The 14,186-nt window shown below is 65.4% G+C and carries 17 protein-coding genes; 16 read left to right on the top strand and 1 reads right to left on the bottom strand.

Annotated features, from left to right (window positions below; all coding sequences use genetic code 11):
* The 8 genes from RMN73_RS03925 to RMN73_RS03960 form a co-directional block, all read left to right on the top strand.
* Positions 1 to 778, top strand: a 778-nt coding sequence (locus RMN73_RS03925; protein ID WP_309602010.1) for a putative PEP-binding protein, incomplete at its 5' end; no start/stop codon positions are given.
* 84 nt (positions 779 to 862) lie between these two features.
* Positions 863 to 1,705 (top strand): RodZ domain-containing protein, encoded by an 843-nt coding sequence (locus RMN73_RS03930; protein ID WP_309602011.1) that lies wholly within the window; start codon positions 863 to 865, stop codon positions 1,703 to 1,705.
* Between the two features lie 69 nt (positions 1,706 to 1,774).
* Positions 1,775 to 2,623 carry a tetratricopeptide repeat protein gene (locus RMN73_RS03935; RefSeq protein WP_309602012.1) on the top strand — a complete coding sequence of 283 codons (849 nt, stop codon included), beginning with the start codon at positions 1,775 to 1,777 and terminating at the stop codon, positions 2,621 to 2,623.
* A 15-nt stretch (positions 2,624 to 2,638) separates the two neighbouring features.
* Positions 2,639 to 3,595, top strand: coding sequence for a tRNA lysidine(34) synthetase TilS (tilS, locus tag RMN73_RS03940; protein WP_309602013.1), 957 nt, complete (start codon positions 2,639 to 2,641; stop codon positions 3,593 to 3,595).
* A 69-nt stretch (positions 3,596 to 3,664) separates the two neighbouring features.
* Positions 3,665 to 4,045, top strand: a complete 381-nt coding sequence (locus RMN73_RS03945; protein WP_309602014.1) for a hypothetical protein — start codon at positions 3,665 to 3,667, stop codon at positions 4,043 to 4,045.
* A 241-nt stretch (positions 4,046 to 4,286) separates the two neighbouring features.
* The gene (gene ftsH / locus RMN73_RS03950) at positions 4,287 to 6,230 is read left to right on the top strand and encodes an ATP-dependent zinc metalloprotease FtsH (protein WP_309602015.1); all 1,944 of its coding nucleotides are present in this window, start codon (positions 4,287 to 4,289) and stop codon (positions 6,228 to 6,230) included.
* A gap of 60 nt (positions 6,231 to 6,290) precedes the next feature.
* Positions 6,291 to 6,665 (top strand): hypothetical protein, encoded by a 375-nt coding sequence (locus RMN73_RS03955; protein ID WP_309602016.1) that lies wholly within the window; start codon positions 6,291 to 6,293, stop codon positions 6,663 to 6,665.
* Complete coding sequence (locus RMN73_RS03960) at positions 6,653 to 7,033, top strand: hypothetical protein (RefSeq protein ID WP_309602017.1); 381 nt, start codon at positions 6,653 to 6,655, stop codon at positions 7,031 to 7,033. Before RMN73_RS03955 ends, RMN73_RS03960 begins: the two co-directional genes overlap by 13 nt.
* Before the next feature lie 3 nt (positions 7,034 to 7,036).
* Here the strand turns inward: RMN73_RS03960 and RMN73_RS03965 are convergent, their stop codons facing one another.
* A complete protein-coding gene (locus tag RMN73_RS03965; RefSeq protein WP_309602018.1) occupies positions 7,037 to 8,053 on the bottom strand; it encodes a DUF3667 domain-containing protein in 1,017 nt (338 codons plus the stop codon).
* A gap of 28 nt (positions 8,054 to 8,081) precedes the next feature.
* Here RMN73_RS03965 and RMN73_RS03970 point away from each other — a divergent pair, with 28 nt between their 5' ends.
* From RMN73_RS03970 to RMN73_RS04005, 8 genes are all read left to right on the top strand, one after another.
* Positions 8,082 to 8,711, top strand: coding sequence for a nicotinate-nucleotide adenylyltransferase (locus tag RMN73_RS03970; protein WP_405051519.1), 630 nt, complete (start codon positions 8,082 to 8,084; stop codon positions 8,709 to 8,711).
* A gap of 115 nt (positions 8,712 to 8,826) precedes the next feature.
* Complete coding sequence (rsfS, locus tag RMN73_RS03975) at positions 8,827 to 9,180, top strand: ribosome silencing factor (RefSeq protein ID WP_309602045.1); 354 nt, start codon at positions 8,827 to 8,829, stop codon at positions 9,178 to 9,180.
* A gap of 4 nt (positions 9,181 to 9,184) precedes the next feature.
* Positions 9,185 to 10,171 carry a class A beta-lactamase gene (gene bla, locus RMN73_RS03980; protein ID WP_309602020.1) on the top strand — a complete coding sequence of 329 codons (987 nt, stop codon included), beginning with the start codon at positions 9,185 to 9,187 and terminating at the stop codon, positions 10,169 to 10,171.
* 3 nt (positions 10,172 to 10,174) lie between these two features.
* The gene (locus RMN73_RS03985; protein ID WP_309602021.1) at positions 10,175 to 10,597 is read left to right on the top strand and encodes a 23S rRNA (pseudouridine(1915)-N(3))-methyltransferase RlmH; all 423 of its coding nucleotides are present in this window, start codon (positions 10,175 to 10,177) and stop codon (positions 10,595 to 10,597) included.
* Positions 10,598 to 10,601: 4 nt separating this feature from the next.
* Positions 10,602 to 11,735 carry a peptidoglycan DD-metalloendopeptidase family protein gene (locus tag RMN73_RS03990; RefSeq protein ID WP_309602022.1) on the top strand — a complete coding sequence of 378 codons (1,134 nt, stop codon included), beginning with the start codon at positions 10,602 to 10,604 and terminating at the stop codon, positions 11,733 to 11,735.
* A 63-nt stretch (positions 11,736 to 11,798) separates the two neighbouring features.
* Positions 11,799 to 13,130, top strand: coding sequence for a S41 family peptidase (locus tag RMN73_RS03995; protein ID WP_309602023.1), 1,332 nt, complete (start codon positions 11,799 to 11,801; stop codon positions 13,128 to 13,130).
* Positions 13,131 to 13,148: 18 nt separating this feature from the next.
* Positions 13,149 to 13,643, top strand: coding sequence for a disulfide bond formation protein B (locus RMN73_RS04000; protein ID WP_309602024.1), 495 nt, complete (start codon positions 13,149 to 13,151; stop codon positions 13,641 to 13,643).
* On the top strand, positions 13,640 to 14,179 hold the full coding sequence (locus RMN73_RS04005) for a demethoxyubiquinone hydroxylase family protein (RefSeq protein ID WP_309602025.1): 540 nt from the start codon (positions 13,640 to 13,642) through the stop codon (positions 14,177 to 14,179). Before RMN73_RS04000 ends, RMN73_RS04005 begins: the two co-directional genes overlap by 4 nt.
* Positions 14,180 to 14,186 lie beyond the last annotated feature (7 nt).

Below are 14,186 nucleotides of genomic sequence, written 5' to 3' on the forward strand. Positions count from 1 at the left end.
GCTCGATGCGGCCGGCGACAAGCCGGTGGTGTTCCGCACGGTCGACATCGGCGGCGACAAGGCCTTGCCTTACCTGACCGACATCAAGGACGAGGCCGAGAATCCGGCGATGGGCTGGCGCGCGCTTCGCCTCAGCCTCGAACGATCGACGCTGATGAAGGCCCAGGCCCGCGCGTTGATCGAGGCGGCGGCGGGGCGCACCTTGAAAGTCATGTTCCCGATGGTCAGCGAGCCGTGGGAGTTTGAGGAAGCCCGCGCCTTGTTCGAGGAACAGATCGCCTGGTCCCAAAAAGCCAAACGACCGATGCCGCGCAAGATCGAATATGGCGCAATGCTCGAGGTGCCGAGCCTCGCCGAAATGCTCGACGTGATCCTGCCGCGATTGGATTTCCTGTCGATCGGGACCAATGACCTAACCCAATTCCTGTTCGCCGCCGACCGCGCCGATCCGCGGCTGGCTGAGCGATACGACTGGCTCAGTCCGGCGATCCTGCGCTTCCTCCGCCGCGTCGTCGCACAATGCGATGCGGCGGGCGTGACCGTTCGCTTGTGCGGCGAAATGGGCGGGCGGCCATTGGAAGCGATGGCACTGATCGGCATTGGCATTCGCCATTTCTCGATCACCCCGGCGGCGGTCGGGCCGGTCAAGGCGATGATCCGATCGATCGATGCCGCCGCGGTTACTGCGCGGATGGACAAATTGCTCGCCAAGCCGCCGCGCGAAATGCGCCGCTTGCTGACCGATTGGGCCAAGCGCCACGGGGTTGCTCTTGGCTGATTGCCGGCCAGCGACGGTTGACAGTCAAGCCTCGGGACTCGACAAGTCCCCGGGCGTCATCGGTTTTGATTGCAGGGGTATGCGATGAGTGACGACGAAGGCGAAGAGCAGGTCATGGTGACCGCCGGCGAGCGCCTGCGCGCCGCGCGAGAAGCGGCGAACATGTCGCTCGAGGATGTCGCCACCACCACCCGAATCCCGACTCGCCATCTGTCGAGCCTCGAGGCCGGCGAATTCGCCAAGCTGCCCGCGCCGACTTATTCGGTCGGCTTCGCGCGCAGCTATGCCGCCGCCGTCGGGCTCGATCGCAACGAGATCGGCGAGCAGGTCCGCGCCGAGATTGGCGGCACCCGCCTCGCCCCGCACCAGGCCGAGCCGTTCGAGCCGATGGACCCCAAGCGCACGATGCCGCGCTGGCTGATTCTCGCTGTCATCGCCGGGATTGTCGCGGTTGCCTTGCTCGTCACCTGGCTCAACAATCGCTCGCTCAACGCGCCCGACACGGTGACCGAGGAAGCCGCGCCCGCCGATACGTTTGCACCCGCGCCCGCCGCTGCGGTGCCGGTCGCTCAGCAGCCGGTGTCGATCACCGCCACCGCCGAGGCCTGGGTCCAGATCAAGGATGGCGCGACCCTGCTCAAGGAAGGCGTGATGACGGCTGGCGAGAAATTCGACGTTCCGCCGACCGCCACCGCGCCGACCTTGACCACTGGCAAGGCCGAGGCGCTGACGATCGCCGTCGGCACCGCCACCGCGCCGCAGGTCGGTCCGTCGGCAACCAAGGTTCGCGACGTCAGCCTGCGTCCCGCCGATTTGCTGCGTGGCCCGGCCGTCGCCGTTGCCGCGCCGAGTCCTGCCGCAAGACCCGTCGCAGCACCACCGGCATCCACCGCAACCGCCGAGCCCATGCCACCGCCGACACAATGATATTCATCGCCGCGACAGCCCGGACAGGCGATTGACGGCACCACTGACCACCGCTGACCAGGATATGCCATGCGTTTTCATTTGCCGTTGCTGACCGCGCTCGCCGCGCTTTCGCTGACCCCCGCCGTCGCGCGCGACCCGGTCACCCCCGAACAACGCATCGACCGGCTCGAGAAACAGCTCCGCCAGGTCCAGAAATCGGTTTTCCCCAAGGGCCAGCCGGCCGACACCGCCGGCTTCACCGATGACCCCGCCGCAACCCAGGTCCAGGCCAATCAGTTGTCCGCCCGGCTCGATGCGATCGAAAGCCAGATGACCGATTTGGTCCGCGCGTCGGAAGAGAATGGCAATCGCCTCGCGACGATGGAGGCCGACCTCGCCCGGCTGCGCGCCGATCAGGACAGCCGCCTGCGGGCGATCGAAAATGGCAGTGGGGATGGCCCCGCCGCATCCACCCCAACCGCCGACGTTGAGCCGATCGACACGCCTCCGCCCGCTTCGCGCCCGCGCGTCGAAACCCCATCGCTGTCGGGCGCCGAAGCCGCCTACGACAAGGGTTTCCGCCTGTGGGAAGCCAAGAAATACGACCAGTCGATCGCCGCGCTTAAGGCGATGATCAAGGCTTATCCCGACGACCGCCGGGTCAGCTGGGCCAACAACCTCATCGGCCGTTCGTTGCTCGACAAGGGCGAACCGCGCGCTGCTGCCGACGTCCTGCTCGCCAATTATCGCAATAACAAGGCTGGCGAGCGTGCCCCCGACAGCCTCTTTTATCTCGGCCAGGCATCGATGAAACTCGGCCAGCCGGCACAGGCGTGCAAGGCCTATGCCGAGCTCGAAAACGCCTATGGCAGCGCGATCCGCCCCGCCTTGCGCAACCTCCTCCCCGCCGCCCGTGCCGAGGCGCGGTGCAAATGATGTGATTGCGGCGCGATGACCCCCCTCGCGCCGCATCCCGACGCCCTTGCCCGCTTCGCGGCGGATCTCGACCTACTCGTCGCGCCCGAGACCCGCATCGGGGTTGCGGTGTCGGGCGGGCCGGATAGTCTCGCATTGCTCCTTCTCGCCGCTGCCGCGCGCCCCGGCTTGGTCGAGGCCGCGACCGTCGATCATGGTCTGCGCCGCGAAGCCGCCACCGAGGCCCGCTTCGTCGCCTCGGTGTGCCAGCAGCTCGGCCTCGCCCACCACATCCTCCGCACCGAAGTCGCCAAGGGCGCATCGCTCCAGGCGCAGGCCCGCGCAGCGCGTTACCGGATGCTCGGTGCGTGGGGCATCGAATGCGATCTCGGCGCGGTCGCCAGCGGCCACCATGCCGACGACCAGGCCGAGACATTGCTGATGCGGCTCGCGCGCGGGGCCGGCCTGTCGGGGCTGGCCGCGACCCGCCGCCGCCGCCCGCTCGAGCCCGGGGTGATGCTGGTCCGGCCCCTGCTCGGCTGGCGGCGGGCGGAGCTTGCCGGGATCGTCGAGGCCGCCGGGCTGACTGCGGTCGACGACCCGACCAACCGCGACCCGCGCCACGACCGCACCCGCTTTCGCGGCCTGCTCGCCGATGCCGACTGGGCCGACCCCGAGCGGCTGGCGAGCAGCGCCGGCTGGCTGGCCGACGCCGACGAGGCGATCGAATGGGCGCTCGCCGGGCTGGTCGCCACCCGCCTGACCGAGGACGCCGCCGGGATCGCGATCGACCCGGCGAGCCTCCCCCGCGAACTCCAGCGCCGCTTATTGTTAGTCGCCTTTGACCGCCTGTCCGCCCCCCGCCCCCCAGGCCCCGACCTCGACCGCGCGCTCCACGCACTGATTAGCGGCAAGGCGGCGACATTGTCGGGGCTGAAGCTGGTCGGTGGAGACGTGTGGCGTCTGGCAAAGGAGAGCAAGCGGCGGCGGTAAAGCTAACGTCCGCTTTCGACCCATTGCGGACATTAGACTTCCGAATGATGGCAAGCGATAACGTGCTCTATGATCACCGCAGCCTTTTTCCTTTTGGCCATTGTCGGCCTCTGGTTTGGCCATCGGAACTTTGTTCGCACTAACGACGGAGTACGCATTCCAGGCTCCGGCAAGGCCGGATGTGCGTGGTCGCTATTGGCGATGAACGCCATTCTGATCGGTCTTGCCAGTTTCAGCTTCTCACAAGGCCCCTACTCAAGCCGGGGGCAGGAGCTATGGTATCGGTATGGCTCTCTTGGCTTTTTGCTCGCTGGCGTATTCGTTCCCGCCGTTGCGCTAATGTCAGTTGCTCGCAAGTCTTCGTTCGGGCTTTCCATACTGACGGCATGGATGGTCACAGCCTTGCTCGTCTTCCTGATTTACGTCGCCTATTCCAGTGGCGGAGTTTAGCAAATCCGCTCGCAGTCGAACGTCCGCATTCCACCCATGGCGGACACTAGGAATGAGTCCGCGATAGGAGAAATCCCGTCCTAATGGCCAATCTTCGCGGGCGCACGCGTGGCGTCTGCGGCTTTTGGGACTTTTCGCCTGAACTTTTGGCGCGCACGGGCGCCGCTCTGTCGCCATTCCATTGTCATTGGCAACGAATGACCTATTTTAGGCAGGTACCACCCGAGAGAGTGCCCGAGCCATGAACGAGAACAAGCCGACCAACCCGTGGACCAAGTCCCTGTTCATCTGGATCGGGATCCTGCTGGTCCTGGTCCTGTTCGTCCAATCGGTTGGCGGCACGCGTGAAGCGCCGGGCAAGGCGATGAAATATTCCGACTTCATCGCCCAGGTGAACGAGGGCAATGTCCGCTCGGTCATCATCTCGACCACGGCGAGCCGCAATTCGTCGATCACCGGCACGATGTCGGACACCAAGACCTTCGCCACCACCGCGCCGGCCGATTCGAACATTTCGAACCTGCTGATCTCGAAGGGCGTCGCGGTCCAGGTCAAGGCCGAGGAAACCACCAGCCTGTGGCTCTACATGCTCTACAACTCGCTGCCGTTCCTGCTGATGATCGGCATCGCTTTCTTCATCATGCGCCAGATGCAGAAGAATAATGGCGGCGGGGCGATGGGCTTCGGCAAGAGCCGCGCCAAGATGCTGACCCAGAAGGAAGGCCGCGTGACCTTTGGCGATGTCGCCGGGATCGACGAAGCGCGCGAAGAGCTTCAAGAGATCGTCGAATTTTTGAAGGATCCGGGCAAGTTTGCGCGCCTCGGCGGCAAGATTCCCAAGGGCGCCTTGCTGGTCGGATCGCCCGGCACCGGCAAGACCCTGCTCGCCCGCGCGATCGCGGGTGAAGCGGGCGTGCCATTCTTCACCATTTCCGGTTCCGACTTTGTCGAGATGTTTGTCGGCGTCGGCGCCAGCCGTGTCCGCGACATGTTCGCCGAGGCCAAGAAATCGGCCCCGTGCATCGTCTTTATCGACGAGATTGACGCGGTCGGTCGCCATCGCGGCGCGGGCCTCGGCAATGGCAATGACGAGCGCGAGCAGACGTTGAATCAGTTGCTGGTCGAAATGGATGGCTTCGATGCCAATGAAGGCATCATCATCATCGCCGCGACCAACCGCCCCGACGTGCTCGATCCGGCATTGCTTCGTCCGGGCCGGTTCGATCGCCGCGTGACGGTGCCGCTGCCCGATATCGAAGGCCGCATGAAGATTTTCGACGTGCATATGAAAAAGGTGCCGCTGGCGCCCGACGTCGATGCCCGCACGTTAGCCCGCGGAACGCCGGGCATGTCAGGCGCCGATATTGCCAACCTCGTCAATGAAGCCGCGCTGATGGCCGCACGCCTTGGCAAGCGGCTGGTCGCGATGGCGCAGTTCGAACTGGCCAAGGATCGCGTCATCATGGGCACCGAGTGGAAGTCGCTCGTGATGACCCCCGAAGAGAAAAAGATGACCGCCTATCATGAGGCCGGCCATGCCTTGGTGCGCGTGTTCGAAACCGCGTCGGACCCGATCCACAAGGCGACAATCATCCCGCGTGGCGGCGCATTGGGCATGGTCGTGTCAATGCCCGAGCGCGACAATTACTCCTACCACCGCGACAAGATGTACGCCGATCTGGCGTCGGTCATGGGTGGCCGAGTCGCGGAGGAAGTGATCTTCGGCCACGACAAGGTCTCGTCGGGTGCCTCGAGCGACATCCAGCAGGCGACCAAGCTGGCCCGCGCGATGGTCATGCAATGGGGCATGTCCGAAGCACTCGGCCCGCTCCAATATGAGGAAGCGCAGGGCGAGACCTTCCTTGGCTACTCGCAGACCCAACGCCACAATATGTCGAACGAGACCGCCTTGCTGATCGATGCCGAGATTCGCAAATTGGTTGACGGCGGCCATGCTCGGGCGACCGAGATCATCAAGGGCAATGTGGAGCAGCTCCATTTGGTTGCCGGTGCCTTGCTCGAGCTCGAGACGCTGACCGGGGACGAGATCAAGACAATCATCGCGGGCGGCAAGATCGACCGCAGCGCCGACGTCCCGGTCGTGCTTCCCACTGCCGGTTCGTCGATCCCCAAGGCCAAGCGCCCCAAGCCGGGCATTGGCGGCCCTGCGCAAGCGGGCGCTTGATCGCCATTCAATTGCCGTACATGTCCTCCCTGCCCTGATCGGGGCAGGGAGACCATTTTTATGAAATTTAAGTTGCTTGTCGCCGCCGCGATCCTGTTGCCGTCCGCCGCGTCAGCCCAGTCGATGAATGCCGAAGCCTTTTACAAGCGCTCCAAGGCGCTGGTCGCCAAGGGTCCGCTCGCGCTTCTGTCGCGGGGCGAGATCAATGCGCTGATGACCGAAGCGTCGAACGCCGGCAAAGCGGCGCGGGCGCAGCGCCTTGCGGCCGTCGCCGCCGGCAAGCCGCCGCGCGCCTGCCCGCCCGAAAAATCATCGATGAACAGCGACGAGTTCATGCAACGGCTCGGCGCTATTCCGCCTGCCGAGCGCGCACGGATCAATATGACCGAAGCGATGACCCGCATCACCATCGCCCGCTTTCCATGTCCCCGCTGACGCGCCTGTTGCTTGCGGGCGGGTTGATCCTCACCCCGCTTGGCGCCGCCCAAGCGCAGGACGTGCGCCACTTCCTGATCCGCGTCGACCGGTTGCTGGCGCGCGGCCCGTTCGCCTTGTTGTCGCGCGATTTTTATCGCCTCAAGCGCGAGATCGAGGCCGATGGCGAAACGCTGAAAGCCGAATATGCCCGCGAAAAAGCGGCCGGTCGCCCGACCGCGTTCTGTCCGCCGACCACCGACAAGCCGCGGGTCAGCAAGAATGAATATCTCGCCGCGCTGCGCGCCGTCCCGGTCAACCGCCGCTCGACGACCGATACCAAGGACGTGCTGCGCACCCTGCTCGAGCGCAAATACCCCTGCCGGTAGGCGTCAGAGCAGCCCGATCGCCGCCACCGCCATGGCGAAGAAGGTAACGACGATAAACGCGAACGTAACCAGTGCGATTGTCCGCAGCAAGGCGCTCAACCGGCCCAATTGATACGCACCCTTTAGCTGACGGTACATATGAAACGGGGGGATCAGGGTGAGCAATGCGCCGAGCGCCGGCATTCCGGCCCAAACCAGCAGCCCGCCGACGATCACTAGGAACATCATGAACGACAGTGAGTAGGTCACGAACACCGCATGGTCATACATCCGGTAGCGGCGGCGGAACGGGAATAGCAGCCACACGAACGGCACCGACAGCGGGATCAGCAGCCAGCTATATTTCGACGTCGCATCCTGGACGTCTCTCATCGACCCTTTCGGATCGGCCTGGACCCCGGCAACCGCCCCGCTCATCCAACCGGGGATTTCGTCGCCCTCATCGGTCTTGATCACCGCGCCGCTCTGAATTCCCTCGAGCTGGGCGATATCGGCCTTCTTTTTGGCGATCCTGCTGTCGAGCGCGGCGACGTCACTGCCCCGCTTCAGCGCGGCGGCGCGATCGACCCCCAGTTTGACGAGCGCGGCTTGCTCTTCCTGCACCGCAATGGTGAGGTTGACGCCACCGCCGTTGCTCAGCGCCCCGGTGAAGCTGAGCACTGCGAACATCGCGAAGACGGTGAACAAATAGAGCGCGGCGGGCGACACGAACCGCGCCCGCTCGCCCGCGATATAGCGCCGCGTCAATTCGCCCGGCTTCCACGCCAGCAGCGGGATCGTGCGCCAGATCTTGCCTTCGAAATTGAACAGGCCGGCCGCGAAATCGCCGAAGAATGAGCGCAGCGAGCGATGGAGTTGGGCGCGCTGTCCGCATTCCGAGCAATAGGCACCGGTCAGCATGGTCCCGCAATTGGGGCAGGCCCCGTGCCCCCGTGTGCCACCGGCCCCCGTTCCCGGCTCGACCGCACCCGCAATCAGCCCGCCGGTTACCATTTCGCCAACGCTGTCGAGTTCGCTCATTCCTACCCCCACTGACGCTCTTAACCGACTGCGGTGGCGCCGGTCGAGGGGGGATGCTAGCCACCGCGACATGAGAATCGGCCTTCTCGGCGGCAGCTTCAACCCGGCCCATCGTGGCCATCGCCGGATGAGCCTCGCGGCGATGGAGGCGCTCGGGCTCGACCAGGTTTGGTGGCTGGTCTCTCCCGGCAACCCGCTTAAGCCGAAGAAGGGCATGGCCCCGTACGATGCGCGGCTTGCCCAAGCGCAGTTCGTTGCCCGCCGAAGCCGCATCATGGTCAGCGATTTCGAGGCCCACGAAGGGACGCTCTACACCGTCGACACCATCGCCGCGCTGCGCCAGCGCCACCCGGACATTCAGTTTATCTGGCTGATGGGGGAGGATGTCATGGCCCAATTCCACCAGTGGAGGGAGTGGCGCCGGCTGGCGTCGATGGTGCCGATTGCGGTACTTTCGCGCCCGGGGTATGATGGCATGGCCCGGGCGGCTCGCGCGATGGGCTGGCTCAGGTGGTTTGTCCGACCACCGGCCAACGCTCGTAACTGGACCAAGTGGAGTGCACCGGCGATCACCTTTCTTCGCCTGCCACCCGATCCGACGTCGGCCACCCGCCTTCGCTTGGCCAACCCTTTATGGTACCGCAATCCCCCGGGCTGATCGCTCGTCGATCCGCTTTGTCATAGGAAACACATTGTCCGACCCCCGTTCCAAGTTCGAAAGTGCGACCGTTACCGCTTCCACCTCCGGCCCTGCGGCCGCCGATGTCGAGGCATTGCATGCGCTGATCAAACAGTCGCTCGATGACGACCAGGCGGTCGAGATGATCTCGATCCCGCTGGCCGGAAAGTCGTCGATCGCCGATCATATGGTGATCGCCAGCGGCCGCTCGTCGCGCCAAGTCGCGTCGATGGCCGCCAAGCTGGCCGAGCGGATCAAGCATGAATTCAAGAAGTCGGTGCGGATTGAAGGCCTGCCGACCGCCGATTGGGTGCTGATCGATGCCGACGACGTGATCGTCCATCTGTTCCGCCCCGAAGTGCGCAGCTTCTACAATCTCGAGCGGATGTGGGCGTTTGGCGACGAGGCCAAGCCGACCGCCGCCGCTGCCGCCGCGCCGGGCGCCTGATCCCATGAAGCTGCGGCGGGCGGCATTCGCGCTCGCTGCGCTGGTCCTGTTCCCGCTGGCCCCGGCCGCTGCACGCGAGCCTGCGCCCTCCATTGAAGCCGGCCTGGCCGAGCGATTGAGCGCGATCGGCACCGTCCCGGTCGGCCGGGTCGGAATTGCGACGATCGATCTCACCACCGGTCGCGAGACCCGGTTCCGCGCTGCCGAAACCTTTCCCATGGCGAGCACGGTCAAGGTCGCGGTGGCGGTGATGTATCTCGCCGAGGTCGACGCCGAGCGCCGCTCGCTCGACAAGATCATCGCGCTCAACGAAGCGTTGCGATCGGGATCAGACGGCATCGGGCAGGACATGCCCCATCCCGGGGTCAGCCTGTCGGCGGCCAACCTCATTCACTTGATGCTGACGTTGAGCGACAACACTGCGACCGATGTTCTGATCAACGACCTCGGCGGCGTCGCGAAGGTCGATGCGTGGCTTCGCGCCAACGCCGTCGATGGCGTGCGGATCGATCGTGACATTGCGCGGCTGGTGCTCGACAATCTCGGCCTGCCGATGCTTCCGGGGAAAACCGCCGCGCAGACCCTGTGGGCATCGGATCCTCTGCCCGCGACCGCGCGCGCGGTCGCAGTGGAGGCATTCGACCGTGATCCGCGCGATACCGCGAGCCCGGCGGGGATGGCGCAATTCCTCGCCCGGATCGATCGCGGCGACTTCCTCAAGCCGTCGAGCCAGAAATTCCTGATCGAGACGATGGTGAAGTGCAAGACCGGGCCCGACCGGATCAAGGGCCTGCTCCCCGATGGCACGATCGTCGCGCACAAGACTGGCACCTTGGCGGGGCTGAGCGATGACGTCGGGATCGTCACACTCCCCAACGGCCGCAAATTCGTCATTGCAGTGTTCACGCTGGGCATTGCCGACGGACCGGTGCGGGCGCGGATCATCGCCGAGGCGGCGCGCACCGCGTTCGATTATTACGCCACGCGCTAGGCCATGCTGCTCCACATCATCGCCCGCGGGAAGATCGGCCGGTCGCCCGAGGCCGATTTGGTCGAGCGTTACCTCAAGCGGATCGCGTGGCCGACGAAAGTCAGCGAACTGCCCGATCGTGGCGGTGTCATCCCGCCTGCCCTGCCGGCCAGCGTCAATATCCTGCTCGACGAGCGCGGCACCATCCTGTCGTCGACCGACTTCGCCAAAAAGCTCGAAGGCTGGCGCGACGGCGGCAAGCGCGAGGCACGCTTCCTGATCGGCGCAGCGGACGGACATGACGCGGCGTTGCGCGGCTCGGCCGATCTGATGCTGTCGTTCGGTCCCGCGACCTGGCCGCACATGTTGGCGCGGGCGATGCTGGCCGAACAATTGTTCCGCGCGACATCAATCCTTGCGAACCACCCCTATCATCGCGAAGGATGAGGCGATGAAGCATTTGCTGCTCCTCCCCCTGTTCCTCGCCGCCTCGTCGAGCATCGCGCAGCCCAGCGGTGACCAGTCACTATCGGCGGTTCGCGCCGAAGCGGTTCGCGCGGAAGCCGAGGCGGCGCGGCTGACCAAAGCGGCCGATGCGGCGCGGGGCGAAGCCGGCAAGCTCGCCGCGGAGCAGCGTGCCGCCGCTGCCGACATTGCCGCTGCCGAAGCGCGGATCAGCGAGGCCGATGCGGTGCTGCAGGCGCGCGAGGCGCTGATCCGGACAAGTTCGGCGCAATTGGCGGCCAAGCAGGCGCCGGTCGCGGCACTGGTGGCGGGCGTGGTCAATCTCGGGCGGCGGCCTCCCTTGGTCAGCCTCGCCGCCGATCGCGATTTGACTCAGATGGTGCGGATGCGCGCCTTGCTCGATGTCGCGGTGCCGCGCATCCGGGCGCAGAGTGCGGCCTTGTCGGGCGAGCTTGCGGCCAACCGGCGACTGGTCGACCAGGCCAAGACCGCGCGCACCGCCTTGGCCTCGGCCCGGACCGCATTGACCAAGCGCCAACAGCAATTTGCAGCGCTCGAAGCGAAATCGCTCGACCGGGCCGCAACCCTCGACGCTGGCGCTTCGGGCGCCGATGACCGCATGCTCGCCGCAACCGAAGGCGTGTCCGCGCTCGGCAATGAACGCGACCGCACCCGCGCCGCCAACCGGCTGGCCGGCGAACTGGCATCCTTCCCCCCCGCCCCGCGCCGTCCGTTCGCCCCCGATTCGCGCGCCCCCGCGCCGCCGTTCGCGATGATGGTCCCGGTCGATGCCCAGGTGGTCGACGGCCTTGGCCAGGTCAGCCTCAGCGGGATACGATCGCGCGGCACCACCTTCGCCGCCCGCCCGGGTGCGCCGGTGCTGGTCCCGGCCGACGGTGTGCTGGTCTTCTCCGGCCCGTATCGCCGCCATGATGGCATCGCGATCATCGATCACGGGCGAGGCTGGATGAGCCTGATCGTCGGGGTCCGCGCTAGCCCACCAAAAGGCAGCCGGCTGTCCCGCGGCGACACACTCGGCAAGGCGCTCGGCCCGGTGAGCATCGAATTATCGACCAATGGGCGGCCAGCATCGGCGATTCTCATCGCTGGTTCATCCTAGTCACTGTCCATTAAGGGCAATCGTGGCTAGACTGGGTCACTCACCAAGCGAGGAATTTTGTTGATGAGCCGTCTCGCCAAGTACCTCCAGCCGCTGGCCGTGGTCGGCGCACTGACCATGATCCCGCTGTCCGCCAGCACGCTCGCTGCCGCCGATGCCGATACGATGAGGGAACTCGATACCTTCATGGACGTGTTCAACCAGGTGCGCGCCAATTACGTCGACAAGGTCGACGACCATGTGCTGGTCAAGGGCGCGATCGAGGGCATGCTGGCCGCGCTTGATCCGCATTCATCCTACATGGAAGGGTCCGACTACACCTCGCTCAAGACCACCACCGATGGCAATTATGGCGGGCTCGGCCTGTCGGTCACGATGGAAGATGGGGCGGTCAAGGTGATCACCCCGACCGAGGATACACCGGCCGACAAGGCGGGAATGAAAGCCGGCGATTACATCACCCACATCGACGGCCAATTGCTTTATGGGCTCGAGCTGGACGAGGCGGTCGAAAAGATGCGCGGCGCGCCGGGCACCAAGATCACGCTGACCGTGGTTCGCCGCGGCCGTGACAAGCCATTCGACGTAACCATCACCCGCGCCAAGATCGAGCTTCGAGTCGTGAAGTGGGAGATCAAGGACAATGTCGGCATCATCAACATCAACAGCTTTGCTGGCAACACCGGCCAGGCGACCGAAGCCGCACTGACCGCGATCGACAAGGCGACCGGTGGCCGTCCGACCGGTTACATCATCGACCTGCGCTCCAACCCGGGCGGGCTGCTCAATGAAGCGGTCCGGGTCAGCGACGCCTTCCTCGATCGGGGCGAAATCGTTTCCGAACGCGGCCGCGAAAAGAGCAATTTTGAAAGCTGGAGCGCCAAGCCGGGCGATATGGCGCATGGCCTTCCGGTGATCGTGCTGGTCGACGTCGGCAGTGCCTCGGCGGCCGAGATTGTCGCCGGCGCGTTGCAGGATCACCGCCGCGCAATCGTGATGGGTGAGCGCACCTTCGGCAAGGGATCGGTCCAGGGCGTGCAGGAGATTAGCGCGACTCGTGCGCTGCGCCTGACCATCGCGCGTTATTACACCCCGTCGGGCCGCTCGGTGCAGGCCGGCGGGATCGACCCCGATATCGTCGTCCCGCAATTGTCCGATCCCGATTACAAGGATCGCCCGGCCATCCGCGAGGCCGACCTTCGGCGCCATCTGGTCAGCCAGACCGGGGTCAAGGACGAGGTGCTCGAGAAAGACAATACGCCCGATCCGCGATTCTCCGCCACTGCGGAAGAGCTCAAGAAGAAGGGCATCAAGGACTTCCAGCTCGATTATGCGATCCGCACGCTCAAGCGCCTTGCACCCGCGGCGCCGAGCGCGCCCGCCAAAGCGCGCTAGGCAAGGGCAATTTCGACGATGGCCACCGCCGGACCGATTTCGACCGACCGCTTGTCAGGCGCAGCATTGGCGCGGCTGCTGGCGCTGGCGCTACCCGTGGCACTGCTTGGCGGTGCGTTGCTGTCGCAATATGTCGGCGGGCTCCATCCATGCGAGATGTGCTATTGGCAGCGCTGGCCGCATGGTGTCGCGATTGTCGTTGCGGCGCTTGCTTTCCTGTTCGCCGCCGACAGTCGCAACGCGCGGCTATTGGTCGCGCTGGCCGCAATCGCCATTGCCATTTCGGGCGCGATCGGGGTGTTCCATGCTGGGGTCGAGCTCAAATATTGGGAAGGGCTGACCCGCTGTTCGACCGGCGGCGCCTTGACCCTCGACGAATTGATGAAGGTGCCCTTGGTGCGCTGTGACCAGGTCCAATTCTCCTTCCTGGGCGTCAGCATGGCGGGGTGGAACGCGATCCTCTCGCTCGGCGGCGCCGGCGCGATTGTCTATCTTCTGCGGCGGCACGCATGACCGGCCCGTGGCGCCCCGGCGATGCCAAGGTTGATTCGGCGAGCATGCTGCGCGTCAACCAGGCCGGCGAATATGGCGCGACCCGGATTTACGCCGGGCAGTTGGCCGTCCTCTCGAAGGGGTCGCACGCCGCGCACCAGATCGCGCGCATGGCGCGGCAGGAACAGCGCCACCTCGACCGGTTCGATGCCTTGCTGGCCGAGCGCAACGTCCGCCCCACCGCGCTCCAGCCGATCTGGAATGTCGCCGGCTTCCTGCTCGGCGCGGGCACGGCGCTGATCGGGGAAGAAGCGGCGATGGCCTGCACCGAGGCAGTTGAGACCGAAATTGACCTGCATTATTCGGCGCAGCTCGACGAATTGGGCGACAGCGACCCCGAGCTCGCCGCCGACATCGCCGATTTTCGCGCCGAGGAACTCGAACATCGCGACACCGCGCGCGAATTGGGCGCCGCCAACGCGCCGGGCTACCCGTTACTTACCGCGACGATCCGTGCCGGATGCAGGCTGGCGATCGGCCTTTCGAAGCGGATTTGAGGAACTT

It is taken from the genome of Sphingomonas sp. (assembly GCF_031372575.1).
Taxonomy (GTDB): domain Bacteria; phylum Pseudomonadota; class Alphaproteobacteria; order Sphingomonadales; family Sphingomonadaceae; genus Sphingomicrobium.

What these genes read in the sequence shown, in the direction of transcription:
- RMN73_RS03930 (WP_309602011.1), top strand. Translation starts at nt 863, where the DNA reads ATGAGTGACGACGAAGGCGAAGAGCAGGTCATGGTGACCGCCGGCGAG.
- RMN73_RS03935 (WP_309602012.1), top strand. Translation starts at nt 1,775, where the DNA reads ATGCGTTTTCATTTGCCGTTGCTGACCGCGCTCGCCGCGCTTTCGCTG.
- tilS (WP_309602013.1), top strand. Translation starts at nt 2,639, where the DNA reads ATGACCCCCCTCGCGCCGCATCCCGACGCCCTTGCCCGCTTCGCGGCG.
- RMN73_RS03945 (WP_309602014.1), top strand. Translation starts at nt 3,665, where the DNA reads ATGATCACCGCAGCCTTTTTCCTTTTGGCCATTGTCGGCCTCTGGTTT.
- ftsH (WP_309602015.1), top strand. Translation starts at nt 4,287, where the DNA reads ATGAACGAGAACAAGCCGACCAACCCGTGGACCAAGTCCCTGTTCATC.
- RMN73_RS03955 (WP_309602016.1), top strand. Translation starts at nt 6,291, where the DNA reads ATGAAATTTAAGTTGCTTGTCGCCGCCGCGATCCTGTTGCCGTCCGCC.
- RMN73_RS03960 (WP_309602017.1), top strand. Translation starts at nt 6,653, where the DNA reads ATGTCCCCGCTGACGCGCCTGTTGCTTGCGGGCGGGTTGATCCTCACC.
- RMN73_RS03965 (WP_309602018.1), bottom strand. Translation starts at nt 8,053, where the DNA reads ATGAGCGAACTCGACAGCGTTGGCGAAATGGTAACCGGCGGGCTGATT.
- bla (WP_309602020.1), top strand. Translation starts at nt 9,185, where the DNA reads ATGAAGCTGCGGCGGGCGGCATTCGCGCTCGCTGCGCTGGTCCTGTTC.
- RMN73_RS03985 (WP_309602021.1), top strand. Translation starts at nt 10,175, where the DNA reads ATGCTGCTCCACATCATCGCCCGCGGGAAGATCGGCCGGTCGCCCGAG.
- RMN73_RS03990 (WP_309602022.1), top strand. Translation starts at nt 10,602, where the DNA reads ATGAAGCATTTGCTGCTCCTCCCCCTGTTCCTCGCCGCCTCGTCGAGC.
- RMN73_RS03995 (WP_309602023.1), top strand. Translation starts at nt 11,799, where the DNA reads ATGAGCCGTCTCGCCAAGTACCTCCAGCCGCTGGCCGTGGTCGGCGCA.
- RMN73_RS04000 (WP_309602024.1), top strand. Translation starts at nt 13,149, where the DNA reads ATGGCCACCGCCGGACCGATTTCGACCGACCGCTTGTCAGGCGCAGCA.
- RMN73_RS04005 (WP_309602025.1), top strand. Translation starts at nt 13,640, where the DNA reads ATGACCGGCCCGTGGCGCCCCGGCGATGCCAAGGTTGATTCGGCGAGC.